The following is a 26,047-nucleotide window of genomic DNA, read 5'->3' on the forward strand; positions in this document are numbered from 1 at the left end:
TCTAAAAGCTGGGGTTTTATTTTGAGTAAAAGAAATTATAACCTATCCAGCTAATTTGTGCCCGAATGGAATCTTTTTGAGGAAATGAATAATTACACAAGAGCAAAATAAACAAATTCCTGTAGTGATCAATACGCCAAATTTAGGGGTTAAAATGCTGCCATTAATCCCTACTTTGTTTAGATAAAACAACACCAAAATATGCGCAAAATAGATTCCAAAGCTATTTCGGTTAATAAAATTTCGAAACTTTATAATATGTTTATTTTTTAGGGTAAACTGTTTAAAGAATAAGAATATTCCTATTGCGGCAACTACTACATTTAGAGAGAAATAGGTATATAAGTCGACTATAAATTTGCCTTTTTGACTGGATAAAAAATAAGTCCCAATTATCGTAATTAGTGCGCCAACTAAAAATATGCAAAAAGAAATCAGCTTAATCTGCTTAACCTTTGTAAGATCTATTCTCGATAAATAGTGTCCTAGAACCAAATAACCGATAAACCCAGAGAAGTATTTTAGATTAAAGTCTGGGGTATAATTTGAAATAATTGGCTGAGTTGCTAAGATCGAAATTAACCAAAGAGCTAAAAAATATAAAATCTCTTTTTCGCTTGCTTTTCTAACCCAGGTGCTAATAATTGGAATAATAAGGTAAATTCCAATAATCATATAAATATACCAAAGGTGATAGGCGGCACCGTTTATTAATTTATCTATAATAAAAGTTAAATTGTAATTGCTAGGCTTTTCATAAATAGCATGGCAAATGTAAATAACCGTCCAAAAGGCAAAAGGAATTATAATCCTAACCAATCTGTTTTTTAGGTAAGCTTTAAGGGTATGAGCTCTTGGGAGTAACAGCGCTCCAGTTAGCATTACAAATACAGGAACACAAAATCTCACTAATCCATCGTACGTATTAGCCCACCACCAATTAGACATTGAAATTTTGCCAAATTTGGTAACAAATGGAGCCGCAACATGTAAAAGTATAACACTGATGGTTGCAAAGACCCGTAAATTATCTAGCCAGGAAGTATCTTCTTTATGTTTAAAATCGCTCATCCACAGCAATAACAAATTAATAGTTTGATTATTGCGTTTGCTGCTTCCCTAATTTACTATTATGAAAACCATATGCGAAGTAAACCACCAAACCAACAACCAACCAAATTCCAAAACCAATCCAGTTCGAAATGCCTAACTCACACATCATATATAGGCAACTAATTAAACCCAATACAGGTATTAGCGATAAATTTTTAGTGATGCAATAATAAGTGATTACTAAACAAATGAATAAGAAGATCCACATTGGAATTTTGTGCTTGAATAAACTCCATCCACTTTCGTATTTTTTATCATATGAGATAGATGATTTGCTCATGAATTCATCGTACTGCGCTGGGGTTAAACTATTCAAATAAGCCTCAGCATCTATTTGTTTACCTTGTAACACCACAGGACTAGCACTAATTTCTTTTTTAACAGTTTCTAATTCTGGAGCAGATAATGAGGTAATAAATGCCACAGGTCCATTTGTTTTAGTTTTGTTGGTGATAAACCCAGTAGCTTCTTCCTTATAGGTGGTAAATGAAACAACAATTGCAACAACAAATACAACTGGAATAATGAACTTTGAATTTACATATGGGATTTTAAATTTCCCTCTTTGTACGCCAGGTCTATTTTGCAAAACCAATACACCTGCACAAACCAACACAAAGGCAAATAAAGTACCAATAGAGCATAAATCTGTAACGATGGTTAAGTTCATAAATAACGATGGAACTGCCACTACAAATCCCACTACAACTGTTGCAAAAGATGGAGTTTTATATTTAGGGTGTATTTTAGAAAATGATTTTGGTAATAAACCATCACGACTCATGCTCATCCAAATACGTGGTTGACCCATTTGGAAAACCAACAATACACTTGCCATTGCAAATACTGCACTTACTGCAATAATACCGCTCATCAATTTTAAATCTATCTGATCAAAAACAAATGCTAGTGGATCGCCTACGGCCAAAGTATCTGATTTTACAATACCTGTTAATACCAAAGCAATGGCAACATATAAAATTGTACAGATAATAATGGCCCACATCATCCCTCTGGGTAAATCTCGCTGCGGGTTTTTACACTCTTCTGCAGTAGTGGAAATTGCATCGAAGCCGATATAAGCAAAGAATACTGCCGAAACTCCCTTTAATACACCAGAAACACCGTTTGGCGCAAAAGGATTCCAGTTTTTGGTATCAATGTAAAAAACACCAACTGCTAAAACCAATAAAATAACAGCCAACTTTACTACAACCATTGCATTACTTGCATTTCTTGATTCTTTCATGCCGCGATAAACCAACCAAGTAATAAAAATAATAATGCCTAGTGCCGGTAAATCAGCCACTAAATGAAAATTGCCAATTTTTGGAGCTGAAGTCCAAGCATGATTTGCAATACGTGTCGCATCATCTAAATTAGCCATGCTTTTACCAGCATTTAATAAAGCATCTGCATGTTTATGGCCATTAAAAGCTGTTAAATAATCCATTGTTGCCCAATCTGGGATATTTATGCCATCTATACCTAGTGCCGGTATTCGGATGGAGGAGAGTAATCCTGTAAAATAATCAGACCAGGAAATAGCCACTGTTATATTACCAATCGCATATTCCATTATTAACGACCAACCGATAATCCATGCTACTAACTCGCCAAAAGCTACGTAAGAATAGGTGTAAGCACTACCAGAAACAGGAACCATTGAAGCGAATTCTGCGTAGGCAAAAGCCGCGAAACTACAAGCTACAGCTGTAAAAATGAATAAGAAAATAACCGCTGGCCCACCATCTGCACTTGCTTTACCTATTGTACTAAAAATACCAGCGCCAATAATTGCGGCTATACCAAAAGCTGTTAAATCTCTTACGCCTAAGGTTTTATGTAATGAATCTCCGTGATCTCCATATCCTTTTGCAGCGTCTTCTAAAATTTTGCTAATGGACTTTTTTCTAAATAGTTTTTCGAACATGTTTGGTCTTTTAAATAACTACAATTACCCTAAAAGGAAAAATTGCAATCCGGTTAGTTGCTCAAACTTAAAAAATTAAGTTTAAAACTACAGTTCCTAAAATCGTTTTGTTACTTTTTAAATTGATAAAGTCGGTGATGTAATAAATAGCTAGCCGATTGATAATAAGAAATTGCTTCTTTTTCTAAAGCAGGCGCAGATTTTATTGGAGTAGTGGCAAAGTTTGTAGAATCTACATTAAATGCTTCTACTTTTTGTTGCGGCGATAGTATAATTAATTGATTTTCTTTATAATAACCTAAATTTTGATAGGTGCTTATAAATGCTCTACGCTGATTTGCTGGGGTATTAAAAATGTCAAATCCGAAGAATTTAGAAGTGTAACTTACATTTAACATACCTAGTAAAGTTGGTGGAATATCAATTTGAGAAGTTAAGCCATTAAATGTACTCGGTTTAATAATAGATGGCGCATATACAATCATCGGGATGCGATAATTCTTAATTGGCAATTCAGTTTTTCCTGCACTTGATGCGCAGTGATCAGCTACAATTACAAATATGGTGTTGTTAAACCAAGGTTTATTACGACAATCATTAATGAATTTCCCAATAGCATAATCGGTGTATTTAACTGCTCCAGAACGTCCAGTATGCGATGGAATATCTATTCTTCCTTCTGGATAAGTATAAGGACGATGGTTAGAAGTCGTCATGATTTGACTGAAAAAAGGCTTATTTAGCTTATAATTCGCGTCAAAAGTTTTAACAGCTAAGGTGAATAAATCTTCATCAGCAACGCCCCAAATATTTTCATAATGAATGTCTTTTTCATTGGTGATGGCGGAACGATCAATTACATCATAGCCATTGTTGCTGAAAAAATAATTCATGTTATCGAAATAACCATAACCACCATATAAGTATTGAGTGGTATAACCTTTACTTTTTAATACATTTCCTAGCGAAAATCTTCCTTCGTTATTTGGTCTCTTTACTTCAGATTGACCAGGAGTTGGAGGAAGACTTAACGACAAAGCTTCTAAACCTCGAACGGTTCTAGTGCCAGTAGCAAAAAGATTAGAGAAGAATAATCCTTGATTAGCTAAACTGTCTAAATTAGGCGTAATATGCTCTGTATTACCAAATCTAGAAATGAAATCGCCACTTAAACTCTCTACGCTAATCATAATTAGGTTGTAGTTTTTTTGAGCTCCAGGATAAGTAATAGATCGTGTGATTGAAGTTAAAGAATCACTTTGAAACTGACTATTACTGGCAACGAAATCTTTTTTGACGGTATTAAAGATAGCGTTAACAGAATCGGTTTTATAAAATTTATCGTAATCTAATTGATTGTTGATAAAGGCCGCTCCGAAATCATACATGCCATTCCCAGAAAGTTCTGATGCATATTGGTTTTTGCTAAATTGTTTTGCGCCATTGCTTCCAAATAGAAATACCAAAACTGGTAAAAGTAATAGTGCAAGCGCAATTAAGGTTCTGTATTTGAATGGTATTCTGTTGGTTACCTCTGCTTTGATATATTTTTTCGTGAATAATAAGACCAAAATACTCAATACAAAAATACCGATTAACAACTTTACAATAGGATAGGATTGCCAAATGTTGCCAATAACTTCCGTAGTATAAATCAAATAATCAACTGCGATGAAATTATAGCGTGTTGAAAATTCATCCCAAAAAAACCATTCAGAAACAGCGTTAAAAACAAGTATAGTGAATGCTAAAAGGCATAAGCCGTACAATATAAATCGATGCCATTTTTTAAAATAGATTTTATTAGGCACTAGCCAGAGGTATAGCACAAAAGGGATGAGAAAAAATGTACTCATCAAGGTGTCATTAAATAAACCAATTAAAAAGATACCTATAATTTGAAGTGGATTAGTATCTAATTGGCTAAACGACTTGATGAAAAGGACAAATCGTGTTAAAAAAGAAACAGAAATAATAAATACATAGATGATTGCCAATAGTTTAAAACGAGTGGCAAATATTTTTTTAAGCATGAGCTAAGCTTCGTTTGGTTACACGAATGTCCGAAATTAGATTTAAATTCTGAAGAAATTCTGAATATACCATTGGCTAAAGTTTCTTTAATGTTAAATCTTCTTAAATTTTTAAAGTCAGTATTTGACTTTGAGATACGTTTTTTCCCTGCCAAGTTTTCTTCGATAAAAACTGTAAATAGACAAAAAAATGTTAAGTGTTGAGACGGACTTAATTCGGAGTTAGTTCGGGGTTTGGTCGGACTTGTGACAATTGGCTCCGAACCAAGTGCGACCCAGGTCCGAAGTAAACACGACACAGGTATAATGTATTACTCATCCGAGTTTGAGCATACAGTTAAAAATTAACTTTAAGTTAAAATCCATTCCATAAAAAAAGCCAAGTAATTTTACTTGGCTTTCAAAAAAGGGTGGGATAAATTATCCTAATTTGTTCAGTTCTTCTTTTACAAATGTGGCTAATTCTTTCACGTACTCGGCACTAAAATCAAATTTAATACCCGCTGTTTCGTAAATTTCATTCATTGGTTTAGTATAACCTAAAGCTAAGGCTGCTAAGTATTGCTCCAATGCTTTCTCTGGATTTTCTTTGTAATTCTTCCAGACTGCTATTGCGCCTAGTTGTGCAATTGCATATTCGATATAATAAAAAGGCACTTCGAATAAGTGTAATTGTTTTTGCCAAAGATTTCCAAATTGTTGTTCAAAGCCCGACCAATCTGCAAAACCAGCTCCAAAACGAGTGTAAATTTGTTTAAAAGCAGCTTCTCTATCCGCTGCATTGTGATTTGGATTTGTATAGATCCAATGTTGAAATTGATCAATTACTGCAACCCAAGGCAATGTTTTTAAAACATCTGCCAATTGTTCTTTTTTAGCACGAGTTAATTCTTCTTCGTTATCGAAATATACATCCCAATTGTCCATAGAAATTAATTCCATACTCATAGATGCCAATTCTGCAACTTCCGATGGACAATGTTTAAAATCATTTAGCGCTAAGTCGGCAGTTAAAAAAGTATGTATCGCATGACCACCTTCGTGAACCATTGTCGTTAAATCTCGTAATGAATTTGCAGAGTTCATGAAAATAAAAGGAGCGCCAGTTTCTGCTAAAGGATAATTGTAACCGCCTGGTGCTTTTCCCATTCTGCTTTCGACATCAAAAAGACCATTGGCCTTCATAATGTTCAATTTTTCTCCTAATGATGGATTTATTGCTGCAAAACAATTGATGCTTTTATCAATGAGTTCTTGTCCGTTGTTAAACGGTTTTAACATTGGTTTTCCGGTTGTACTTACTTCCATATCCCAAGGTTTCAATACCTCTAAATTTAAAGCCGCTTGTCTTTTTTCGGCTTGTTCTTTTAATACCGGAACAACTTCTTTTTCAATTGCTTCTGCAAAATCGTAACAATCTTTTGGTGTATAGTCAAAACGACCTAAAGCTTGGAACATATAATCACGATAGTTTTCAAAACCTGCGTTTAAAGCAACCTTATTACGCATAACGATCAATTCATCAAACAAGATGTTTAATTCGTCTTTGTTTGCTAAACGGCGTTGTTGAATGGTTTCCCACGCATTTTGTCTAACATTTCTATCGGTATCTTTTAAAAAATTCGCAGCTTGCTCTAATGTATATTCTTGATCGTTTATTTTAACACTCATGGCACCAGTTATGCCTTGATATTTTTGCTGCGTTACTTGTAATTGTGTAAAAAGTTCAATGTTTTCTTCGCGATATAATTCCAAAGCTTTTTTAACTGCTCTGATATAAACAAAGTATTTCTTTTGATCTAATTGATCAATAAATGGACTTTCACTAAATTTCTTATTTAACTCATTGGCTATTGGCGATATTTTAGGCTCAATTTCAGTCGCGAAATACTGAAAATCTTTTACTAAATTTTCATTGGCTGTATCACAAGTCATTTTAATATAACGCCAAGCAAAATCTTCTTCAAGCGCAGCTTCTAACTCGCTTTTATCTTTCAACCATTTTTCTAATCCTTCCACATTGTGGATTTCTCTTTTTAATAGCTCATCTAAAATTGGAGATAAGCTTTCCCATTCCATTTTTAAATTTTGAGGAATGTAGGTTCTGGTTTTCTTAGGTATGATTAAATTATTCATTTTAAATAGTATGTGTTCTTAAAAAAGCATCAATTAAAAAGCAAAGTGCAAAAATGACTGATGCAAATCCATTTGTGGTCGCAAAAGCACGATCAACTTTACTAATGTCGGTTGGTTTTACTAGCAAATGCTGATAAGTAAGCATGGCACAGAAAAATAAAATTCCGATATAATATACCCAACTAAATTCGGCAAAAAATAAAGGTAATATTACGCATATAGCAGAAAAAACGTGTAAAACTACCGATAAACGTAAAGCATTTTTTATGCCAAGCGCTGCTGGTATAGAATGTAGATTTTCTTGTCGATCGAAACTTTCATCTTGCAAAGCATAAATAATATCGAACCCGCTTACCCAAAATAAAACAGCAAATGAATAAAATAGCGGAACTATATTAAATGCCCCTGTAACTGCAATATATGCTCCAATTGGTGCTAAGGCAAGTCCTAAACCTAAAACCAAATGGCACAGTGCTGTAAAACGTTTGGTGTAGCTATAAAATAGCACAACAAATAACGCTATTGGCGACAAATAAAGACATAATGGGTTGATAAAAGCTGTCGCGATTACAAACAAAATGCAATTTACAATTACAAAAGTAAGCGCTTCGCTAGCAGATACTTTACCCGCAGGAATATCTCGCATTACTGTACGAGGGTTTTTTGCGTCGATATTTCTATCTAAATAACGATTAAATGCCATTGCCGCATTGCGGGCAAATACCATGCATAAAATTACCAATGCCAATATGTACCAATTAAATGGGTTTGAAGTTGTAGTAACCCCTAAAAAGAAACCAATTAAGGCAAAAGGCATTGCGAATATAGAGTGTGCAAATAATACGAGTGAAAAGTACTTTTTCATTTTTCATAATTAACGTCATTAAGAGAATGACGAGATTGTTAGTTTTTATCTGATTTAGCAGCAGTATAAAATTGAGTATCTATTTCTGGTTTTACAAAATCTTCATTTACTTCTTGAACAAACTGTAAAACTTTATCTCTGCCTTGTCCTTTTTCAGCAGAGGTAATAAAGAATGGTGGCACTTCTTCAAACCAGCCCAATAGTGCTTTATTAAATTTTGCAACGTTTTGGTCGGTCTTTGGACCCGATTGTTTATCAGCTTTGGTATACACCAAAGCAAATGGTATTTGACATTCGCCTAACCATGAACAAAATTCTAAGTCTATTTTTTGCGGTTCTAAACGGCTGTCTATCAATACAAAAACGCATTGTAAGCTTTCTCTTTTAGTTAAATAGTTTCTAATGAATTTCTCCCATTTCTCTCTACTACTTTTACTCACTTTAGCATAACCGTAGCCAGGTAAATCAACTATATACCATTTTTCGTTAACTAAAAAATGATTAATTAATTGTGTTTTTCCAGGTCTTTGAGATGTTTTTGCTAAACCTTGCACATTCACTAACATATTGATAAGTGACGATTTGCCAACGTTAGAACGCCCAATAAAAGCATATTCAGGCATATCTGGCAGTGGTAAAGCAGAAACTTTGGTATTGCTAACAACAAAAGTGGCAGATTTTATAATCATAGCACAAAGGTAAGAATAAGTTTGGAGTTGACAGTTTTCAGTTGTTTTTCAAATCTCACATCTTCAATTACAATTTATATCTTTGATGCATAATTATGAATAAAGAAGTAACTCCATATTCTGGCACAGCAACAAAAAAAGAACAAGTAGCTACAATGTTCAATAACATTTCTGGCACTTACGATTTTCTAAATCACTTTTTATCATTAGGTATAGATATCATTTGGCGTCGCAAGGCGATAAAAGAATTGTCATCTATACAACCTCGAATGATTTTAGATGTTGCAACAGGTACAGGAGATTTTGCTTTCGAATCGATCAGTATTTTACATCCCGATAAGGTAATTGGAGTAGATATTTCTGAAGGAATGTTGGAAGTAGCCAAAAAGAAAATTAAAGAACGTAATCTTGGTCATGTTTTCTCAGTACAATTAGGAGATTCGGAAGGTTTGCATTTTGACGACAATACCTTCGATGCCATTACCGTAGCATTTGGGGTACGTAATTACGAAAACCTAGAGAAAGGCCTAGCAGATATGCTTCGTGTTTTAAAACCAGAAGGAAAAATTGTGATTCTAGAATTCTCTAAACCCAGAGTTTTTCCGGTAAAACAAGGCTATAATTTTTACTTTAAATACGTTACTCCATTTTTTGGTAAGTTGTTTTCTAAGGATGATAGAGCTTATACTTATTTGCCAGAATCGGTCGCTGCTTTTCCAGATGGGCAATCATTTACATCATTAATGGAAAAAGTTGGTTATAAAAATACCAAACATCGCCCTTTAACGTTTGGTATAAGTGCTATTTATACCGGTATTAAATGAGAAAAAAACTAACGCTCTTAATTGTAGTCTTTTTAGTAATAAGTAACCTAGCTAAGGCTCAAAATTGGGGTGGGGGTATTGATGATGAGGACTTTAACTTCGGATTTAGTTTTCAGTATATTTCATCCGAATACAAAATCCTTAAAAAAGCAGATTGGAGAAATCCCTATTTTGACAGTGGCTTAGGCAAATATGTTACCGATTCGTTATCAGCTATTTCTTCTCCAACATCTGTTGGATTTGGAATTGGGTTTGTTGTAAATAAAAGAGTAAACAACAATTTAGATGTTCGACTTACACCAACTTTGGTTTTTAATGATAGATTAATTAGTTATTACTACGTTGAACCTGGCATAAATAATCCCGGAACTCCATTAATTCAGAAAAAGTTTCAAGCTACTATGATAGATCTTCCTGTAGGCTTAAAAATTAAATCAGACCGAATGATGAATTTTAGAGCATATATGTTGGGTGGATTAAAATATTCTATTGATTTGGCATCGGGTAAAAAAAATAATGATGCTTCGGCAGCACCAATTGATAAACTGATTAAGAATAATAAGAACTTTTTGTCATACGAAGCCGGCATTGGTTTCGATATTTATTTCGAATGGTTTAAAATGTCGCCAGAGTTAAAGATGTCTTATTCTTTCAAAGATATTTTGAAGCATGACAATACACCCTATGCTAATCCTATAGATAAAGCTAAACTTAGACATTTTACTTTCAGTTTATTTTTCGAGTAAGTTCCCCATTCAAAAATTTATACCTTTGTTAACATCAAATAAATTAACAAATGGCTAAAATTGCATTAATTACTGGTGCAAGCTCAGGTATCGGCGAGGCTTGTGCACACCTTTTCGCTCAACAAGGTTATCACCTTATCTTATTAGGAAGAAGAGAAAATTTGCTAGAAAAAATAGCTCATCATTTGGCGGATAAGTACGCAATAGAAGTGAAAAAAATTCAAGCTGATGTAAGAGATAAAGAAAATATCAATTATGTGTTGGAAACACTTCCAGCCAATTGGAAAAATGTTGATGTACTGATAAATAATGCAGGTTTAAGTCAAGGTTTAGATCCAATTGATAAAGGCAATACTGATGACTGGGATACGATGATAGACACAAACATTAAAGGCTTATTATATGTTTCTAAAGTAGTGAGCGGTTGGATGGTAGAACAGAAAAAAGGTCATATCATCAATATAGGTTCTATTGCTGGTAAAGAAGTGTATGCAAATGGTAATGTGTATTGTGCAACGAAACATGCTGTAGAAGCATTAAATCAAGGTATGCGCATTGATCTTTTACCTCATGGAATAAAAGTTACTGCTATTCATCCAGGTATGGTAGAGACTGAGTTTTCTATTGTGCGTTTTAAAGGTGATGAAAGTAGAGCAAAAAAGGTGTACGATGGGTTTGAACCACTAATAGCACAAGATATTGCAGAAGCTATTTGGTTTGCCGTAAGTAGGCCACCACATGTAAACATTAACGATATGTTAATAATGCCAACAGCACAAGCAACAGCAACTACAGTAAAAAGAGATTAAACTTGGTTAGTTAGTTGTTTTGGTGTTAGTTTTTAGGAAATCTGAAACAATACGCTAACCAAACAACAAACAAGCGAAAAAAACCAAAAAACAAATAGAAAAATGATATCAACTACAATAGATCAGGAAATAAAACAAGCCATGTTGGCTAAAGATCAAGCAAGGCTTAGAGGCTTACGAGCAATTAAAGCTGCATTGTTATTGGCGAAAACAGAAAAAGGTCATGCAGAAGAAATTTCTGAAGATGCAGAAATGAAAATTTTGCAAAAACTAGTAAAACAACGTAAAGAATCAGCAACTATTTATAAAGAACAAGGTCGTGAAGATTTATATACCGTTGAGCAAGAAGAGATTGATGTAATTAGTCAGTTTTTGCCTAAACAATTAGCACAAGCTGATATTGAGAAAACAATTGCAAGAATTATCTCAGAATCTGGTGCAACATCTATTAAAGAAATGGGTAAGGTAATGGGTTTAGCTAATAAAGAATTAGCAGGTAAAGCCGATGGGAAATTAATTGGAGAAATTGTAAAAACACAATTGGGATAATCGATTTATAATTTGAGGTTGATCTTTTTTCTTAAAAATATCAGATTAATTGCCATAATTTAATTTTACTCTATTAACTTAGTAGCACATACCAAACATCATAACACTATATATGCAATACGAAGTAATTGAAGAAGACGGGTTTAAGTACATTCAAGCAGGCGAAGGAGAAACGTTAGTATTGCTTCATGGGCTAATGGGCGAGTTAAGTAATTGGGAGCCAGCGATAGATCATTTTAAAAAAAATTATCGTGTTTTAGTACCTATTTTGCCTATTTACGATTTACCAATTCTTACACTGGGTGTAAAAAGCCTTTCTAAATATGTACATCGCTTTCTTAAATATAAAAAATTAAGTCAGGTTGTATTAATAGGAAATTCATTAGGTGGTCACGTAGGCTTGGTTTTTACAGCTGCGCATCAGGAATTTGTGAAAGCTTTGGTATTAACAGGAAGCTCGGGTTTATATGAAAATGCTTTTGGAGGATCATTTCCAAGAAGAGAAAGCTATGATTATATCAAAGAAAAGGTAGAATTTACTTTTTATGACCCTGCTACAGCGACTAAAGAGTTGGTAGATGAAGTGTTTAAATCTGTAAATGACCGTTCTAGAGTGATTCGTATTTTAGCATTAGCTAAATCGGCTATACGCCATAATATGAGTAAGGAATTATCGAGAATAACTATTCCTGTATCATTAATTTGGGGTAAACAAGACAAAATAACTCCACCAGAAGTAGCAATTGAATTTCATGAACTTTTACCTAACTCAGAATTAAACTGGGTAGATAAATGTGGACATGCGCCAATGATGGAAAGACCGACTGAATTTAATGCATATTTAGATACATTTTTAAATAGGATTTTATTAAAATAATGTTTGCAGCAGAACTCATATCAAATGTAATACCTCCTCTAAAAACTTCCGATAGCGTTAGGAAGGCTTTAGAAAGGATGAGTGAGTTTAAATTGTACCATTTGCCAATTGTGAATGAAGCTCAATTTTTAGGATTAGTCTCTGAAGATGAGCTGATAGAAGTTAGAGATCAAGATACACCAATTGGGAGTTTGTCTTTAACAATCATGAATCCATTTGTTTTTGAGGATTCACATATTTACGACGTGATAAGGCTATTTAATCAATTGCAATTATCATTAGTGCCAGTGTTAGATCAACAAAAAAACTATTTGGGTGTAGTTTCTATCAATAATTTGCTAGAATATACTGCAGATACCTATGCTGTAAAAGAGCCGGGAGGAATTATTGTATTATCTATCAGCAATAGAAATAATTCATTAGCTCACATGGCTCAAATTGTAGAGGCAGATAATGCTCAGATTTTATCATCATACGTGAGCTCTTTTCCTGATTCTACACGATTAGAAATTACCTTAAAAATAAATAAAACAGAGCTTTCAGGCATTATTTCATCATTTGAAAGATATAATTATGAAGTTAAAGCTGTTTTTAATAATACGCAAAACGATGATGGTTCGGCAGATAGATTCAATTCTTTTATGAACTATTTAAACGTATAATTCCCCCAATGAAAATAGCCATATACGGAAGAGATTTTAACGATACCGTTTTGCCATTTGTGAAACAGGTATTTAATGCCTTGGCATTGTACAAAATTGAAATCTTGGTATACTCGAAATTCAATAATTTTATCAAGGAAAAGATTGCACTTCCGCATAATTCAACTGTATTTTCCACTTCCAAAGAACTTTTAAATCATGCCGATGTATTATTGAGTTTAGGCGGAGATGGGACATTGTTAGATACACTTTCGCTAGTAGGAGATTCTGGTATTCCGATTATTGGAATCAACTTTGGACGATTAGGATTTCTAGCCAGTATCAATAAGAATGAAATTGATACGGCTATCAGTGCTTTAGTTAATGGCGATTATACGCTTGACAAAAGAGGAATTCTAAACCTTGAGTCGAAAAACAACTTATTTGCAAATGAAAATTTTGCAATGAATGATATCACTATTCATCGCAGGGATAATTCGGCAATGATGATTATTCACGCGTATATGAACGGTGAATTTGTAAATTCATACTGGGCAGATGGATTAATTATTGCGACACCAACTGGTTCTACTGCTTATTCTTTAAGCTGCGGTGGGCCAATTATTTTACCAAATGCACAAAACTTTGTGATTACTCCAATTGCTCCGCATAACTTAAATGTGAGGCCAATTATAGTGCCTGACAATGTAGAACTCACTTTTGAGATTGAAGCTAGAAGTACAAAATTTCTCCTTTCGTGTGATTCAAGAACGGAAACTGTAGATAGATCTGTTAAAATTACCATCAATAAAGCTAAGTTTAACATAAATCTTATCCGCCTTAACAATGAAAGTTACCTTACTACGTTAAGGAATAAATTACTTTGGGGTATTGACACCCGTAATTATTAAAATGCGGTATATAAAGACAGTCTTAATTTTCGTAATCTCATTTTCTTTAGGTAATACAAGCTTTGCCCAACGAGCAGAAATAGGTATAAACGCTGGTGGTGCAGGATATTTAGGAGATTTAAATCAAAATAATCCCGTAAAAATTACTGGTATTTCTGCAGGTGCTTTCGGCAGAATAAATTTCAATCCATATTTTGGACTAGGTTTACATTATACTTATGGCGAGATAAAAGGTGATGATTTGGAGTCTTCAAACGAACAGTTTAAAGAACGTGCTTTAAATTTTAATACTTCAATCCATGAAGTGAGCTTATTAGCCAACCTTAACTTTTTCGATATTTATTCATCTGCTTCAAAACGTAGATTTACCCCTTATATATTTGCCGGTGTTGGTGGCTTTTATTTTAAGCCAAAGGCAACGTATAATGATATTAAATACAACTTATCTGATTATATAACTAATGCAGATAAAGATGGTAGACCAGTATCCTATAAATCATATGCCATTTCAGTTCCTTATGGTGCAGGTGTAAAATATAAATTAACAGATTATTTAACACTGTTTTCAGAAATAGGTTATAGAACTACTTTTACCGACTTTATCGATGATGTAGGAGATTATTATTATCTAAATACCATGCCCAGTTCGCCTGGGTCTTCAAGGTATTTTCCTCCATATAATGCTTCAACAGCTTCTCGAGTTGGTGTTCCTGGAACTCAAAGAGGAGATTTAAGAAAAAGAGATACCTACATGTTTGTAAGTATTGGGATATCTTATACCTTTGTGAGCCAAAAATGCTTTACTTTTTAGGGCGTCGATAAAACATTAATGGGATTTAAAAAACAAATAGATATTAATCGCTTACCAGAGCACATTGCCATTATTATGGATGGTAATGGGAGATGGGCAAAAAATCAAGGGAAATTTCGCGTTTTTGGCCATGAAAGTGGTGTATTGTCTGTAAAAGATATTGTTGAAGGCTGTGTAGATATTGGCATAAAATACCTAACAGTATATGCTTTTTCTACAGAAAACTGGAATCGCCCAGTAGAGGAAGTAAATGCTTTAATGGAGTTACTAATCTCAACCATTAATGAACAAGCCGAAACTTTAAATAAAAATAATGTAAGGTTAAATGCCATTGGCGATTTAAAATCATTACCACAAAAATGTATTGATGATTTAGCTAATGTGATGGAAATAACCAGCAAAAACACCAAATGCACCTTAACTTTAGCCTTAAGTTATAGTGCAAAATGGGAAATAATTGAAGCTGCAAAAAAATTAGCAAAGCAAGTTCAGGAACAAAAGATAGTTCTAGACGATATTAATGAAGAAACTTTTAACGCTCAATTAACCACCGCTCAAATACCCGACCCAGAGTTAATGATCCGTACTAGCGGGGAGCACAGAGTAAGTAATTTTTTATTATGGCAAATTGCTTACACCGAATTATATTTTACCGAAACCTTATGGCCAGACTTTAGAAGAGAACACCTTTTTGAAGCCATTGTAGATTACCAAAAACGCGAACGTCGCTTCGGGAAAATTAGTGAGCAATTGAACTAATTTTACTTTTAACACTTTTTAACATGTGTTTAAATTAACTTAGCAACGTTTTTTAGATTGTAAATGAAAAGAATATACCAACTCATATTTTTGTTATTGATTGGCTTGCCATCACTAGCTCAGATCCGTACACAACCTGCACCTGCAGCACCTTCCTTAAAAGTTCAAGGCTTAAATATTGATTATTTTAGTCCAAAAGAATATGTAATTGGTGGTACAACTTTAACTGGAACGCAATACCTAGATAAGGAAGTAATTATTACACTTTCTAAATTGACCAAAGGAGAGCGAATAATTTTACCAGGAGAAGCAACTTCAAATGCAATTAAAAACTTATGGGTCCAAGGCCTATTTGATGATGTACAATTATTTGTAACTAAAATAGAAGCTGATACAGTTTACTTTGATATCGAAGTTGTGGAACGCCCACGTTTAAGTTCATTCGAATTCATCGGCGTTAGCAAATCACAAAAAACTGATATTAGCGAAAAACTAGCAGATAAAGCCGGTAAAACCATCATTAACGATAACTTATATAATACTACAAGATCTATTATTAATAAATACCTTTTAGATAAAGGATATTTCTATACAACAATTGATTTTAAATCTAAACCAGATCCTAATCAGGAGAATAGTGTTATTCTTCAAGTACTCATTAATAAAGGAAAAAGGGTAAAGGTTCACGAAATTACATTTACAGGTAATAAAGATTTTAAATCTTCTAAGCTTAGAAAATACCTTAAGAAAACAAAGCAACAAGCTTTTTATAAAGTTTTTGGTAGTGGTAAATTCAATAAAGAGAAATACGAAGAAGATAAACTGAAATTAGTTGCTAAAATGCAAGAAAAGGGCTACAGAGATGCCGCCATTTTAAAAGATAGTATTTATAAATATAACGATAAATCTATTGGCATTAAGCTAGATATTTATGAAGGTCCTAAATATTATTTTGGTAATATTAGCTGGGTTGGTAATGCAAAATATACAACAGAATATCTAGAAAAAGTTTTAGGAATTGAAAAAGGAGAATTATTTAGCGAAGAGAAATTAGAAAAGAAATTGCGTGGTAGTGCAAATGGTGATGATGTTTCTAGTGTTTACTTAAACGATGGATATTTAACCTTTAACATTGACCCAGTACAAACTAAAATACACAATGATACTGTAGATGTAGAGATGCGTATTTATGAAGGTCCTCAATATACCAACAACAAAATTAGTATTGAAGGAAATACCATTACTAACGATAGAGTTGTTTTACGTGAAATTCGTACCAAACCAGGGGAGAAATTCTCTAAAGAATTATTGGTAAGAACTGTACGTGAAATTGGTGCATTAGGTAATTTTGATGAATCTAAAACTAATCCAGTTCCAAAACCTAACCCTGCTGATGGTACTGTAGATATTGTATATCATGTAGAAGAAAAACCTTCAGATCAAATCGAATTATCAGGTGGTTTTGGTGGTGGCCGTGTAATTGGTACCTTAGGTTTAACTTTCAATAACTTCTCATTAAGAAACCTATTTAAGGGAGAAGCATACAAACCTCTTCCTAAAGGTGATGGTCAAAAATTAAGTTTACGTGGACAAACTAATGGTAAATATTACCAATCGTATAGTTTCTCATTTTCTGAGCCTTGGTTTGGTGGTAAAAAACCAATCAGTTTTGGACTAAGTGCATTTACATCATTACAATCTAATAGTTTAGCTGCAACAGATGCTAATTACCAAAAAATTCGTTTAAATGGGGTGTCTATTAGTTTAGGTAGAAAATTGAAATGGCCAGATAACTGGTTCTCATTAGTTCACAGTGTGAATTTAAATCAATATATCTTAAATAACTATCCAGGCTATTTGTTTAGCACTGGTACTTCATACAACTTGAACTTAACACAAGAAATTGCAAGAGATTCAAGAAATGGAAGTCAAATTTTCCCTACTGGAGGTTCTTATATTAAATTTACCATACAAGCTACGCCACCTTATTCATTATTAAATAATGTGAATTATAAAATAGCTTCAGATAAATTACGTTACAAGTTTACCGAGTACCACAAGTGGAAATTTGAAGCCCAATGGTTTGAAACCTTAATTGGTAAATTGGTATTTAAAGGACAGGCACAATTTGGTTTCTTAGGAACTTATAATAGTGCGGTTGGTGAGTCGGCATTTGAGCGTTTTAAATTGGGAGGAGATGGTATGCAGGGTTTTGATTTCTTACAAGGTTCTGAGTTAATCGCTATGCGTGGTTATTCAAATAACTCGGTTATTCCAGTAGGTTCAAACCCAACTATTGCACAAAGTTCTGGTAGTCCAATTTTTAATAAATATGTAATGGAGTTAAGATATCCAGTAATATCATCTCAACAAGCAACTGCATTTATGACAGTGTTTGCAGAAGGTGGTAACACTTGGAATAAGTTTAGTGATTTTAATCCGTTTAATGTGAGGCGCTCGGTTGGTGTTGGTGCAAAAATATTCTTGCCTATATTTGGTTTATTAGGTATTGATTATGGTTATGGTTTTGACAAAATACCTGGTATTCCAGATGCAAATAAAGGTCAATTCCACTTTAGTATTGCCCAACAACTCGGAGGATTTAATTAAATTGCATCTATCGAATATGAAAAAATATATATTAGCTAGCTTTTTGCTCCTAATCGGATTGGGTGCATCAGCGCAAAAGTTTGCTTATGTGGATACAGAATATATCCTTAAGCATTTACCAGAATACAAGTCTGCATTGAGTCAACTAGACGGATTATCTCAACAATATCAAAAACAAGTTGATGATAGTTTTAGTGAGATTGATAAAATGTATAAAGCGTATCAAGCAGATCAGGTATTATTAACCGATGATATGCGTAAGCGCAGAGAAAACGATATTATTGAAAAAGAAAAGAAAGCCAAAGAATTACAACGTCAAAAATTTGGTCCAGAAGGAGATCTTTTTCAAACACGTACTAAGCTATTAAAGCCAATTCAAGATAAGGTATCAACAGTAATTGGTGAAACAGCAAAAAACAAATTTATTGACTTTGTATTTGATAAAAGCAGTGAATCTACCATGATGATTTACGCCAGTAGCAATTATGATATTAGTAATGACGTTATTACTAGGTTGGGTTATAAACCTGGTACAGTTGTAAAATAAAAATAAAACACATAAATTATAAAACAATTATTAAGTAAAATAGAAAAATGAGAAAGTTAATTAACGTATTTTTTGTTGCAGCTGGATTATTGCTTACTGCGAACGTTGCGAATGCTCAACAAAAATTGGGTCACCTTAATTCTGATGAGATTTATGCAAGTATGCCAGAAGCTAAAAACGCACAGACTACATTGGAAACATTAGCAAAAACTAAACAAGCTGAAATTGATAAAATGATAGCTGAATATCAAACTAAAGCTGCAGCTGCAGAAGCAAAACAAAAAACATTAAGTGAAGCTAATAAAGATGTTGTTATCAAAGAACTTCAAGCTGCACAAACAGATTTACAAGATCTTGAAAAAAGAATTGGAGAGGCTCGTACTAAAGCTAATACCGATGTAACTGCTAAACAAGGTGAATTATTTCCTCCAATTAACCAAAAATTAGCTAGTGCTATGGGTGCCGTTGCTAAAGAAAAAGGTTTAGCTTATGTATTTGATATTTCAGTAGCGCAAGGTTTTAATAATTTAGTTTATTTTGATGGTGGTGAAGATATTACCGCTGCGGTTAAAGCGAAATTAGGTATTTCTAATACGCCAGCAACAAAACCAGCAGCTACTCCTGTTAAAAAGAACTAATTAGATATAATTTAATATCTTTAGCGGAACTGATTAATACTCAGTTCCGCTTTTTTTTGCAATGGATAATAAAGTTTCTTCAATTGGGGTTTTTGATTCGGGTTTTGGCGGATTAACCGTGTTCAAATCTATTGCCGAAAAACTTCCACAGTATAACTATATTTATCTTGGTGACAATGCTCGTTCTCCCTATGGTGATCATTCTTTCGAGACCGTTTACCAATATACTTTAGAATGTGTAGAATGGCTTTTTGAACACGGCTGTCCATTAGTTATTTTAGCATGTAACACTGCTTCAGCAAAAGCATTAAGAAGTATTCAGCAATTAGATTTGCCTAAGAGATATCCAAATCATAGAGTTTTAGGTGTAATAAGACCAACCGCAGAAATTATAGGGGATTTTACTAAAACCCAAAATATTGGTGTGATGGGAACCCGAGGAACTATTAATTCAAATTCTTATCCAATAGAGATTAGTCATTTCTTTCCTACATTAAAAGTACACCAACAAAGCTGTCCAATGTGGGTGCCCATTATAGAGAACGGCGAACATTTAGGAGAAGGAGCAGATTTCTTCGTAAAGAAGTACGTTCAACAATTGTTGGAGAAATCCCCAGATATAGATTGTATTTTGCTTGCTTGTACGCATTATCCATTATTAATACCAAAAATTAAAGAACAACTTCCAAAGCAAATTCAAGTGCTTTCTCAAGGAGAAATTGTGGCGAATAGTTTAGCCGATTATCTCGAAAGACACCCAGAAATAGAGCAAAAAGTAGCCAAACAAGCTAAAAAAACATTTTATACATCTGGGGATATTAACACTTTTAATGCCCATGCCTCAGTATTTTTAGGAGAAGAAATCGAAGCTCAGAAAATGATTGCGAACCATTAATCATGGCGTAAAAATTAACATTCAGATGATCAGTATTTTAAGAATCAATATATTTCTCGTTAGGTTTTAAAATTTTAAAAGGGTAAATTTGCAGCTCAATCACACTCAATGAGCGATCAGATCAAACACGAATGCGGGATAGCCTTTATCCGCTTGTTAAAACCTCTCTCATATTACCAAGAAAAATACGGTACAGCACTTTACGGCCTCAATAAATTATATTTATTGATGGAAAAGCAGCACAATCGTGGGCAGGATGGAGCAGGTATTGCAACTATTAAATTGGACATGAAACCTGGTAGTCGCTATATTAGCCGTTACCGTTCTATGGCTCAAAATGCAGTTGCTGATATTTTTGGATATGTACAAAATAAGTTTGTAGATATTCAGAATGAGACACCAGAACTGATGAAAGACACCGAATACCTAAAACAAAATGTAAGTTTTATTGGTGAAGTTTTATTAGGTCACTTGCGTTATGGTACTCATGGTAAAAACAGCATCGAAAATTGCCATCCTTTCTTGCGTCAAAATAATTGGATGACTAGAAATCTAGTGATTGCAGGTAATTTTAACATGACTAATGTTGATGAGTTATTGGAGCAATTATACGAATTGGGTCAGCATCCAAAAGAAAAGGCCGATACAGTTACGGTTCTTGAAAAAATCGGTCATTTTTTAGATGATGAAAATCAAGAATTGTTTGATGAATACAAAAAGGATGGATTGAGTAATGTAGAGATTACTCATAAAATTTCTGAAAACTTAAATATAGCTAACATTCTACGTCGCTCTGCGAAAGATTGGGATGGCGGCTATACTATTTCTGGTATTGTTGGTAATGGCGATGCATTCGTTTTAAGAGATCCTTCAGGCATTCGTCCCGCATTTTATTACGCAGATGATGAAATTGTTGTGGCTGCTTCTGAAAGACCAGCTATACAAACGGCGTTTAATGTACAAATTAAACAAGTAAAAGAAATTGAGCCTGGACATGCATTGATTGTTAAAAAAGATGGCACAGTTACCCAGGAGATGTATCGTGAACCTGTAGAAAAAAGAGCATGTTCATTCGAACGTATTTATTTCTCAAGAGGAAGCGATGCAGATATTTATAAAGAGCGCAAAAAATTGGGTGATTTATTAATTCCTCAGGTTTTGTCTTCGGTAAATAATGACTTGAAGAATACTGTATTCTCTTTTATTCCTAATACCGCTGAGGTTTCGTTTTACGGAATGGTAGAAGGTTTACACCAGCATGTAAGAGAAATTCAGAAGGATACACTGTTAAATCGCAAAGAAAACTTAAGCGATACAGAATTAGATGAATTACTATCTATGTCGCCAAGGGTAGAGAAATTAGCGATTAAAGATGTGAAGCTTCGAACTTTTATTACGCAAGATGCAGATAGAGGAGAAATGGTAGCTCACGTTTATGATACTACATACGGCGTAATAAAAAATCATACTGATACCTTAGTGGCCGTTGACGATTCTATTGTTAGAGGTACAACTTTAAAGCAAAGTATCATTAAGATAATAGATAGGCTACATCCTAAAAAAATCGTTATTGTTTCTTCTGCGCCACAAATACGTTATCCAGATTGTTATGGAATTGATATGTCTAAAATGGGACAGTTTGTTGCGTTTGATGCCGCAATTCAATTGCTTAAGCAAAGAGGAATGGAACATATTATTGAAGAAGTTTACGAGAAATGTAAAGCTTCGCTATTGTTGCCTAAAGAAGAAATAGTAAATCATGTGAAAGAAATTTACAGACCATTTCAACAACAAGAAATTTCAGATCAGATTGCTAAAATTATTACTCCACAAGGCACAGTTGCAGAGGTAGAAGTAATTTATCAAACTTTACATAACTTACATCTTGCTTGTCCAGATCATACTGGTGATTGGTATTTCTCAGGAAATTATCCTACGCCTGGTGGCAATAAAGTAGTAAATAAGGCATTTGTAAACTGGAAAGAAGGAAACAACCAAAGAGCATATTAACTACTCTTAAAATATATCAGCAGGAAAAAGGCGAAAACTTAAGTTTTCGCCTTTTGTATTTTAGTACACACTAGTAATACTTGTGATAGGTTTTATAGATCAGCCATATCGCAAAGGCAATAATGATAATCCCTGCAATCTTGTTTAGCTTCTTTAATGAATCTTCCTTTATACGGTAGCGTAATTTACTAGAGTAATAACTTTTCAAGCCATCTATAGTTAATTGTGTAGACATGGCAATAAAGAAACAGAACAGTTTCTCATCGAGTGAATTTAACTTTGCAGAAATAATCCCGCTCACAATAATCCAAAACATAAGGGTGGAAGGAGTCAAAATGCACATTAAAAATCCTTTGAGTAGATATCCACGCTTGCTTACTTTAATTAGTGCGTTGTTTTCGTAATTAATAGAAACTTTGGAGTACAAATAGTAAATACCAACGGCAAATAAAAACAAACCACCTATTATGCCAACATATTTGTCAAAACTTTCTTGATATACCAAGAACTGACTGCCATACAGCACCAGCCCGATTAAAATAACATCGCTGATGATTACACCCAGCGCTAATGAAAATCCGGCTTTAAACCCTTTTTCTATGCTGGTCTTAATCATTGCAAAAAAAACAGGACCAGTTAAGAATGAGGAAATTAGCCCAGCTCCCATGCCCAATAAAATCGCTTCAAACATTAGCCTAATATATTATTTATGCTAATATGCGACTTTTCGAGCTAAAATCTATCCATTTTTTGGTTTGATTTTTTATTTAATTTTTTTCAATCACTCAATTATAACAACCTTATTACTTATTAAAAGTATCAAATATCAACTGTGTAAAAATTACACTTTAGTAAGCAATAAATTTTATTTATGTTTAACAAACTAAATTTAAAATTAGACTTACTTAAACTCTAAATCCTAGTATGGAACAAAATTCACAAACCAAATGGGGGCAGTTCATTCCCTTAGTTACGGTATTCTTTTTTTGGGGCTTCGTAGCAGCCAGTAATGACATCTTAATTCCGGTATTTAAAAAAGCATTTGATTTATCACAAAGTGAAAGCCAGTTAGTGTCTATTGCATTTTATGTGGCTTATACGGTAGGTTCATTAATCTATGTCGGTATTTCGGGCTTAATGAAAAAAGATTTAATTAATACGATTGGTTACAAAAACAGCTTAGCCTTAGGGCTTACCATATCTGCGGTGGGAACCTTATTATTTTACCCAGCGGCAAATATAGGTTCGTTCCCTTTAATGCTTTCAGGTTTATTCATCGTAGCTCTTGGTTTTTCATTGCAACAAACTGTTGCAAACCCACTTGCTATTGCTTTGGGGCCAATTAAAACAGGTTCACAACGTTTAACCCTAGCAGGAGGAATAAATAACTTAGGAACTACTATAGGGCCACTAATTGTTAGTTTCGCTATTTTCGGATCTATCTCGAGCGCAACAAATGATGTGAGTATTGAAAGTGTGAAAATTCCTTATTTATGTTTAGGAGCTGCATTTTTAGCTGTAGCACTATTTTTGAAATTATCTCCACTTCCAGATAAACCAGCTTTAGTGGAGGCCAAGTTAGACGATGCTTCTGTGAAAGGATCTGCTTTAAAATATCCACAATTGTTGTTGGGTATGATTGGTATTTTTGTTTATGTAGGTGTTGAAGTTTCAACAGCAAGTAATTTACCTGCTTACATGGAAAAAGATTTAGGTTTCGCTATTAAAGATATCGCTCCATACATTTCTCTATATTGGGCAAGTATGATGATTGGTAGATGGACTGGTGCAGTTGAGGCTTTTACAGACAATGTAAGCACCCAAAAAATCTTAAGATTTATAGCACCTTATTTAGCTTTCGCCATATTCTTAGGAGTTAATGCTGCGTTTGGTCATGATTTGCAACCATTTTATGTATATGCATTAATCATTTTAGTATTAATCATTGCTGATTTTATCAGTAAAGGAAATCCTGCCAGAATGTTATTGATTTTCTCTGGTATTGGTATTTTGGCTTTGTTAATTGGAATGTTCACTACTGGAATGGTAAGTGTTTATGCCTTTACAAGTGTAGGTTTATTCTGTAGTACTTTATGGCCGTGTATCTTCACACTTGCAGTAAGTGGGTTGGGTAAACACACAAGTCAAGGAAGTAGTTATTTAATTATGATGATTATGGGAGGCGGTATTGTGAGCTGGTTACAAGGTTACGTTTCACAAATTCCAGCTATTGGTATTCAATATAGTTACATTGTAGGTATTTTATGTTTTGCTTATTTAGCATTTTATGCTTGGAAAGTGAGCGGAATATTAAAAGCGCAAGGTATTAACTTTGATGAGAAGATTTCTGGCGGACATTAAACCGAAATATATTTTATTTAGAGTCCCGATTATATCGGGGCTTTTTTTTGTCATTAATTTAGTTTACCTATATATTATATTTTTGCGATTAATTGGAATAAGGCAGGCTTTAGGAAATAAATTAAGGCAATTGCAGAAATAAATTAGCCTTACCATTTAAAGAAAAAACACTAATTTTGAAAGCGCTCTGGTATTTATCGGAGCGCTTTTTAATTTACAAAAATGGCAAAACAAGCTTTCAACGAAATATTTATGAATCTGGCATCAGATTTGGCTACTCGTTCGCATTGTGTACGAGCACATGTTGGTGCAGTTTTAACAAAAGATACACGTATTATTTCTATCGGTTATAATGGTCCGCCAGCAGGCACACATAACTGCGACGAAGAATGGCCAGAAACTGGTTGTGCAAGAGACAGTAAAGGAAGTTGTTCTTTAGCTTTACACGCAGAAGAGAATGCAATTTTGTATGCGATTAAAAATGGTTCTAAAATAGAAGGATCAACCCTGTATACAACACTTTCGCCTTGTATTGCTTGTGCCCGATTAATTTTATCTTCAGGAATTAAGAAGGTTTACTTTAAAGATTCTTATGCAGCTTACAAAGGTTTAGCAAGTGATGAAGGTGTAGATTTCTTAATCCGTTTTGGCGTTAAGGTAATGCAACATTCCATAGAGGGGTAGGTTTGGTTTTGAGTTCGCAGCTATTCTAAATATTTAGAAAATTCGTATTTAAGAATTGTTCCAAATTTCTTTGCAAGCTCGTTCATTTTTTCAAAAGCAAACTTATCCATACTATCTATAGTCCCCGTACTTTCAATTCTTAAATATCTGGTTTTTTCGGTATTTGATTTCCATTTGCCACTTATTGTAATTTTATCGTCCCTACAATCAAAATCAAAGTATGCAGTTGCTTGGTCATTAATTTGAATGGTATCTGTTTTAATCTGAAATCTATCCTTATCTAAATCTGTAATTTTGATATTCATTTTTGTCAATAATAACCTTACATCCGTAAAATTTGCATATGCGGTATTTTTGTTGACGATAACGATACAGTTTGCTTTAGGAATATATTTTTGGGCAAATGTCGCTAGAGGTATAAATAGTAATAAGTATAATAATCGTTTCATTAATTCATTCTTTTTGTTTTTTGATAAGCTATTAACTTAGGGAAATTCCTTTATTTAATAAAGCTACAATTTTTATATCTTTTCTATAAATATATACTATTTAAACCCTATACTACAACCATAATTCCTTTGCCCTTTCAGGGTAAAACGTTACCTT

General features: G+C 33.6%; 24 protein-coding genes. 16 read left to right on the forward strand and 8 right to left on the reverse strand.

What is annotated here, in order from left to right; all coding sequences use genetic code 11:
- Positions 1–42 precede the first annotated feature (42 nt).
- From HQN85_RS11720 to yihA, 6 genes are all read right to left on the reverse strand, one after another.
- Positions 43–1,071, reverse strand: a complete 1,029-nt coding sequence (locus tag HQN85_RS11720; RefSeq protein ID WP_173272343.1) for an acyltransferase — start codon at positions 1,069–1,071, stop codon at positions 43–45.
- 28 nt (positions 1,072–1,099) lie between these two features.
- A complete protein-coding gene (locus HQN85_RS11725) occupies positions 1,100–3,046 on the reverse strand; it encodes an amino acid permease (protein ID WP_173272345.1) in 1,947 nt (648 codons plus the stop codon).
- Between the two features lie 110 nt (positions 3,047–3,156).
- Complete coding sequence (locus HQN85_RS11730) at positions 3,157–5,079, reverse strand: LTA synthase family protein (RefSeq protein ID WP_173272347.1); 1,923 nt, start codon at positions 5,077–5,079, stop codon at positions 3,157–3,159.
- A 420-nt stretch (positions 5,080–5,499) separates the two neighbouring features.
- Positions 5,500–7,215 (reverse strand): M3 family oligoendopeptidase, encoded by a 1,716-nt coding sequence (locus tag HQN85_RS11735; protein WP_173272348.1) that lies wholly within the window; start codon positions 7,213–7,215, stop codon positions 5,500–5,502.
- A 1-nt stretch (position 7,216) separates the two neighbouring features.
- Positions 7,217–8,080 (reverse strand): UbiA-like polyprenyltransferase, encoded by an 864-nt coding sequence (locus HQN85_RS11740; RefSeq protein ID WP_173272350.1) that lies wholly within the window; start codon positions 8,078–8,080, stop codon positions 7,217–7,219.
- 38 nt (positions 8,081–8,118) lie between these two features.
- Entirely contained in the window at positions 8,119–8,769 is a 651-nt protein-coding gene (gene yihA / locus HQN85_RS11745; RefSeq protein ID WP_173272351.1) for a ribosome biogenesis GTP-binding protein YihA/YsxC, read from the reverse strand.
- 95 nt (positions 8,770–8,864) lie between these two features.
- Here yihA and ubiE point away from each other — a divergent pair, with 95 nt between their 5' ends.
- From ubiE to HQN85_RS11815, 14 genes are all read left to right on the forward strand, one after another.
- A complete protein-coding gene (gene ubiE / locus HQN85_RS11750; protein ID WP_173272353.1) occupies positions 8,865–9,593 on the forward strand; it encodes a bifunctional demethylmenaquinone methyltransferase/2-methoxy-6-polyprenyl-1,4-benzoquinol methylase UbiE in 729 nt (242 codons plus the stop codon).
- Positions 9,590–10,339: a type IX secretion/gliding motility protein PorT/SprT gene (gene porT, locus HQN85_RS11755; protein ID WP_173272355.1), complete on the forward strand. Its 750-nt coding sequence runs from the start codon at positions 9,590–9,592 to the stop codon at positions 10,337–10,339. Before ubiE ends, porT begins: the two co-directional genes overlap by 4 nt.
- Before the next feature lie 50 nt (positions 10,340–10,389).
- Positions 10,390–11,148, forward strand: coding sequence for an SDR family NAD(P)-dependent oxidoreductase (locus tag HQN85_RS11760; RefSeq protein ID WP_173272356.1), 759 nt, complete (start codon positions 10,390–10,392; stop codon positions 11,146–11,148).
- 102 nt (positions 11,149–11,250) lie between these two features.
- Positions 11,251–11,697, forward strand: a complete 447-nt coding sequence (locus HQN85_RS11765) for a GatB/YqeY domain-containing protein (protein WP_173272358.1) — start codon at positions 11,251–11,253, stop codon at positions 11,695–11,697.
- A gap of 112 nt (positions 11,698–11,809) precedes the next feature.
- On the forward strand, positions 11,810–12,574 hold the full coding sequence (locus tag HQN85_RS11770; protein WP_173272360.1) for an alpha/beta fold hydrolase: 765 nt from the start codon (positions 11,810–11,812) through the stop codon (positions 12,572–12,574).
- Positions 12,574–13,236: a CBS domain-containing protein gene (locus tag HQN85_RS11775; protein ID WP_173272362.1), complete on the forward strand. Its 663-nt coding sequence runs from the start codon at positions 12,574–12,576 to the stop codon at positions 13,234–13,236. The genes HQN85_RS11770 and HQN85_RS11775 overlap by 1 nt, the downstream gene beginning before the upstream one ends.
- A gap of 8 nt (positions 13,237–13,244) precedes the next feature.
- A complete protein-coding gene (locus HQN85_RS11780; RefSeq protein ID WP_173272364.1) occupies positions 13,245–14,126 on the forward strand; it encodes an NAD kinase in 882 nt (293 codons plus the stop codon).
- 1 nt (position 14,127) lies between these two features.
- The gene (gene porG / locus HQN85_RS11785; protein WP_173272366.1) at positions 14,128–14,937 is read left to right on the forward strand and encodes a type IX secretion system protein PorG; all 810 of its coding nucleotides are present in this window, start codon (positions 14,128–14,130) and stop codon (positions 14,935–14,937) included.
- Positions 14,938–14,955: 18 nt separating this feature from the next.
- Positions 14,956–15,696: an isoprenyl transferase gene (locus tag HQN85_RS11790; protein ID WP_173272368.1), complete on the forward strand. Its 741-nt coding sequence runs from the start codon at positions 14,956–14,958 to the stop codon at positions 15,694–15,696.
- Positions 15,697–15,759: 63 nt separating this feature from the next.
- A complete protein-coding gene (gene bamA / locus HQN85_RS11795) occupies positions 15,760–18,306 on the forward strand; it encodes an outer membrane protein assembly factor BamA (RefSeq protein ID WP_173272369.1) in 2,547 nt (848 codons plus the stop codon).
- Positions 18,307–18,322: 16 nt separating this feature from the next.
- Positions 18,323–18,853, forward strand: coding sequence for an OmpH family outer membrane protein (locus tag HQN85_RS11800; RefSeq protein WP_173272371.1), 531 nt, complete (start codon positions 18,323–18,325; stop codon positions 18,851–18,853).
- A 47-nt stretch (positions 18,854–18,900) separates the two neighbouring features.
- The gene (locus HQN85_RS11805; protein ID WP_173272373.1) at positions 18,901–19,491 is read left to right on the forward strand and encodes an OmpH family outer membrane protein; all 591 of its coding nucleotides are present in this window, start codon (positions 18,901–18,903) and stop codon (positions 19,489–19,491) included.
- A 61-nt stretch (positions 19,492–19,552) separates the two neighbouring features.
- Positions 19,553–20,386 (forward strand): glutamate racemase, encoded by an 834-nt coding sequence (gene murI / locus HQN85_RS11810; protein WP_173272375.1) that lies wholly within the window; start codon positions 19,553–19,555, stop codon positions 20,384–20,386.
- A 108-nt stretch (positions 20,387–20,494) separates the two neighbouring features.
- Positions 20,495–22,396 carry an amidophosphoribosyltransferase gene (locus tag HQN85_RS11815; RefSeq protein WP_173272377.1) on the forward strand — a complete coding sequence of 634 codons (1,902 nt, stop codon included), beginning with the start codon at positions 20,495–20,497 and terminating at the stop codon, positions 22,394–22,396.
- A 70-nt stretch (positions 22,397–22,466) separates the two neighbouring features.
- On the opposite strand, the gene HQN85_RS11820 is transcribed toward HQN85_RS11815, so the two are convergent.
- Positions 22,467–23,087: a LysE family translocator gene (locus HQN85_RS11820; RefSeq protein ID WP_173272380.1), complete on the reverse strand. Its 621-nt coding sequence runs from the start codon at positions 23,085–23,087 to the stop codon at positions 22,467–22,469.
- Between the two features lie 233 nt (positions 23,088–23,320).
- On the opposite strand from HQN85_RS11820, the gene HQN85_RS11825 reads away from it, so the two are divergent.
- Together HQN85_RS11825 and HQN85_RS11830 are read left to right on the forward strand one after the other, a co-directional pair.
- On the forward strand, positions 23,321–24,757 hold the full coding sequence (locus tag HQN85_RS11825; protein ID WP_173272382.1) for an MFS transporter: 1,437 nt from the start codon (positions 23,321–23,323) through the stop codon (positions 24,755–24,757).
- Between the two features lie 222 nt (positions 24,758–24,979).
- Positions 24,980–25,441 carry a deoxycytidylate deaminase gene (locus HQN85_RS11830; RefSeq protein WP_173272384.1) on the forward strand — a complete coding sequence of 154 codons (462 nt, stop codon included), beginning with the start codon at positions 24,980–24,982 and terminating at the stop codon, positions 25,439–25,441.
- Between the two features lie 20 nt (positions 25,442–25,461).
- On the opposite strand, the gene HQN85_RS11835 is transcribed toward HQN85_RS11830, so the two are convergent.
- A complete protein-coding gene (locus HQN85_RS11835) occupies positions 25,462–25,890 on the reverse strand; it encodes a hypothetical protein (RefSeq protein ID WP_173272386.1) in 429 nt (142 codons plus the stop codon).
- Positions 25,891–26,047 lie beyond the last annotated feature (157 nt).

The organism is Pedobacter boryungensis (assembly GCF_013204825.1).
Taxonomy (GTDB): domain Bacteria; phylum Bacteroidota; class Bacteroidia; order Sphingobacteriales; family Sphingobacteriaceae; genus Pedobacter; species Pedobacter boryungensis.

Excerpts from the sequence above, each read along its gene's own strand:
- HQN85_RS11835 (WP_173272386.1), bottom strand. The coding sequence starts at position 25,890 with ATGAAACGATTATTATACTTATTACTATTTATACCTCTAGCGACATTT.
- HQN85_RS11725 (WP_173272345.1), bottom strand. The coding sequence starts at position 3,046 with ATGTTCGAAAAACTATTTAGAAAAAAGTCCATTAGCAAAATTTTAGAA.
- HQN85_RS11720 (WP_173272343.1), bottom strand. The coding sequence starts at position 1,071 with ATGAGCGATTTTAAACATAAAGAAGATACTTCCTGGCTAGATAATTTA.
- ubiE (WP_173272353.1), top strand. The coding sequence starts at position 8,865 with ATGAATAAAGAAGTAACTCCATATTCTGGCACAGCAACAAAAAAAGAA.
- murI (WP_173272375.1), top strand. The coding sequence starts at position 19,553 with ATGGATAATAAAGTTTCTTCAATTGGGGTTTTTGATTCGGGTTTTGGC.
- porG (WP_173272366.1), top strand. The coding sequence starts at position 14,128 with ATGCGGTATATAAAGACAGTCTTAATTTTCGTAATCTCATTTTCTTTA.
- HQN85_RS11765 (WP_173272358.1), top strand. The coding sequence starts at position 11,251 with ATGATATCAACTACAATAGATCAGGAAATAAAACAAGCCATGTTGGCT.
- HQN85_RS11825 (WP_173272382.1), top strand. The coding sequence starts at position 23,321 with ATGGAACAAAATTCACAAACCAAATGGGGGCAGTTCATTCCCTTAGTT.
- HQN85_RS11805 (WP_173272373.1), top strand. The coding sequence starts at position 18,901 with ATGAGAAAGTTAATTAACGTATTTTTTGTTGCAGCTGGATTATTGCTT.
- HQN85_RS11740 (WP_173272350.1), bottom strand. The coding sequence starts at position 8,080 with ATGAAAAAGTACTTTTCACTCGTATTATTTGCACACTCTATATTCGCA.
- porT (WP_173272355.1), top strand. The coding sequence starts at position 9,590 with ATGAGAAAAAAACTAACGCTCTTAATTGTAGTCTTTTTAGTAATAAGT.
- HQN85_RS11775 (WP_173272362.1), top strand. The coding sequence starts at position 12,574 with ATGTTTGCAGCAGAACTCATATCAAATGTAATACCTCCTCTAAAAACT.
- HQN85_RS11770 (WP_173272360.1), top strand. The coding sequence starts at position 11,810 with ATGCAATACGAAGTAATTGAAGAAGACGGGTTTAAGTACATTCAAGCA.
- HQN85_RS11800 (WP_173272371.1), top strand. The coding sequence starts at position 18,323 with ATGAAAAAATATATATTAGCTAGCTTTTTGCTCCTAATCGGATTGGGT.
- yihA (WP_173272351.1), bottom strand. The coding sequence starts at position 8,769 with ATGATTATAAAATCTGCCACTTTTGTTGTTAGCAATACCAAAGTTTCT.
- bamA (WP_173272369.1), top strand. The coding sequence starts at position 15,760 with ATGAAAAGAATATACCAACTCATATTTTTGTTATTGATTGGCTTGCCA.
- HQN85_RS11735 (WP_173272348.1), bottom strand. The coding sequence starts at position 7,215 with ATGAATAATTTAATCATACCTAAGAAAACCAGAACCTACATTCCTCAA.
- HQN85_RS11780 (WP_173272364.1), top strand. The coding sequence starts at position 13,245 with ATGAAAATAGCCATATACGGAAGAGATTTTAACGATACCGTTTTGCCA.
- HQN85_RS11815 (WP_173272377.1), top strand. The coding sequence starts at position 20,495 with ATGAGCGATCAGATCAAACACGAATGCGGGATAGCCTTTATCCGCTTG.
- HQN85_RS11830 (WP_173272384.1), top strand. The coding sequence starts at position 24,980 with ATGGCAAAACAAGCTTTCAACGAAATATTTATGAATCTGGCATCAGAT.
- HQN85_RS11760 (WP_173272356.1), top strand. The coding sequence starts at position 10,390 with ATGGCTAAAATTGCATTAATTACTGGTGCAAGCTCAGGTATCGGCGAG.
- HQN85_RS11730 (WP_173272347.1), bottom strand. The coding sequence starts at position 5,079 with ATGCTTAAAAAAATATTTGCCACTCGTTTTAAACTATTGGCAATCATC.
- HQN85_RS11820 (WP_173272380.1), bottom strand. The coding sequence starts at position 23,087 with ATGTTTGAAGCGATTTTATTGGGCATGGGAGCTGGGCTAATTTCCTCA.
- HQN85_RS11790 (WP_173272368.1), top strand. The coding sequence starts at position 14,956 with ATGGGATTTAAAAAACAAATAGATATTAATCGCTTACCAGAGCACATT.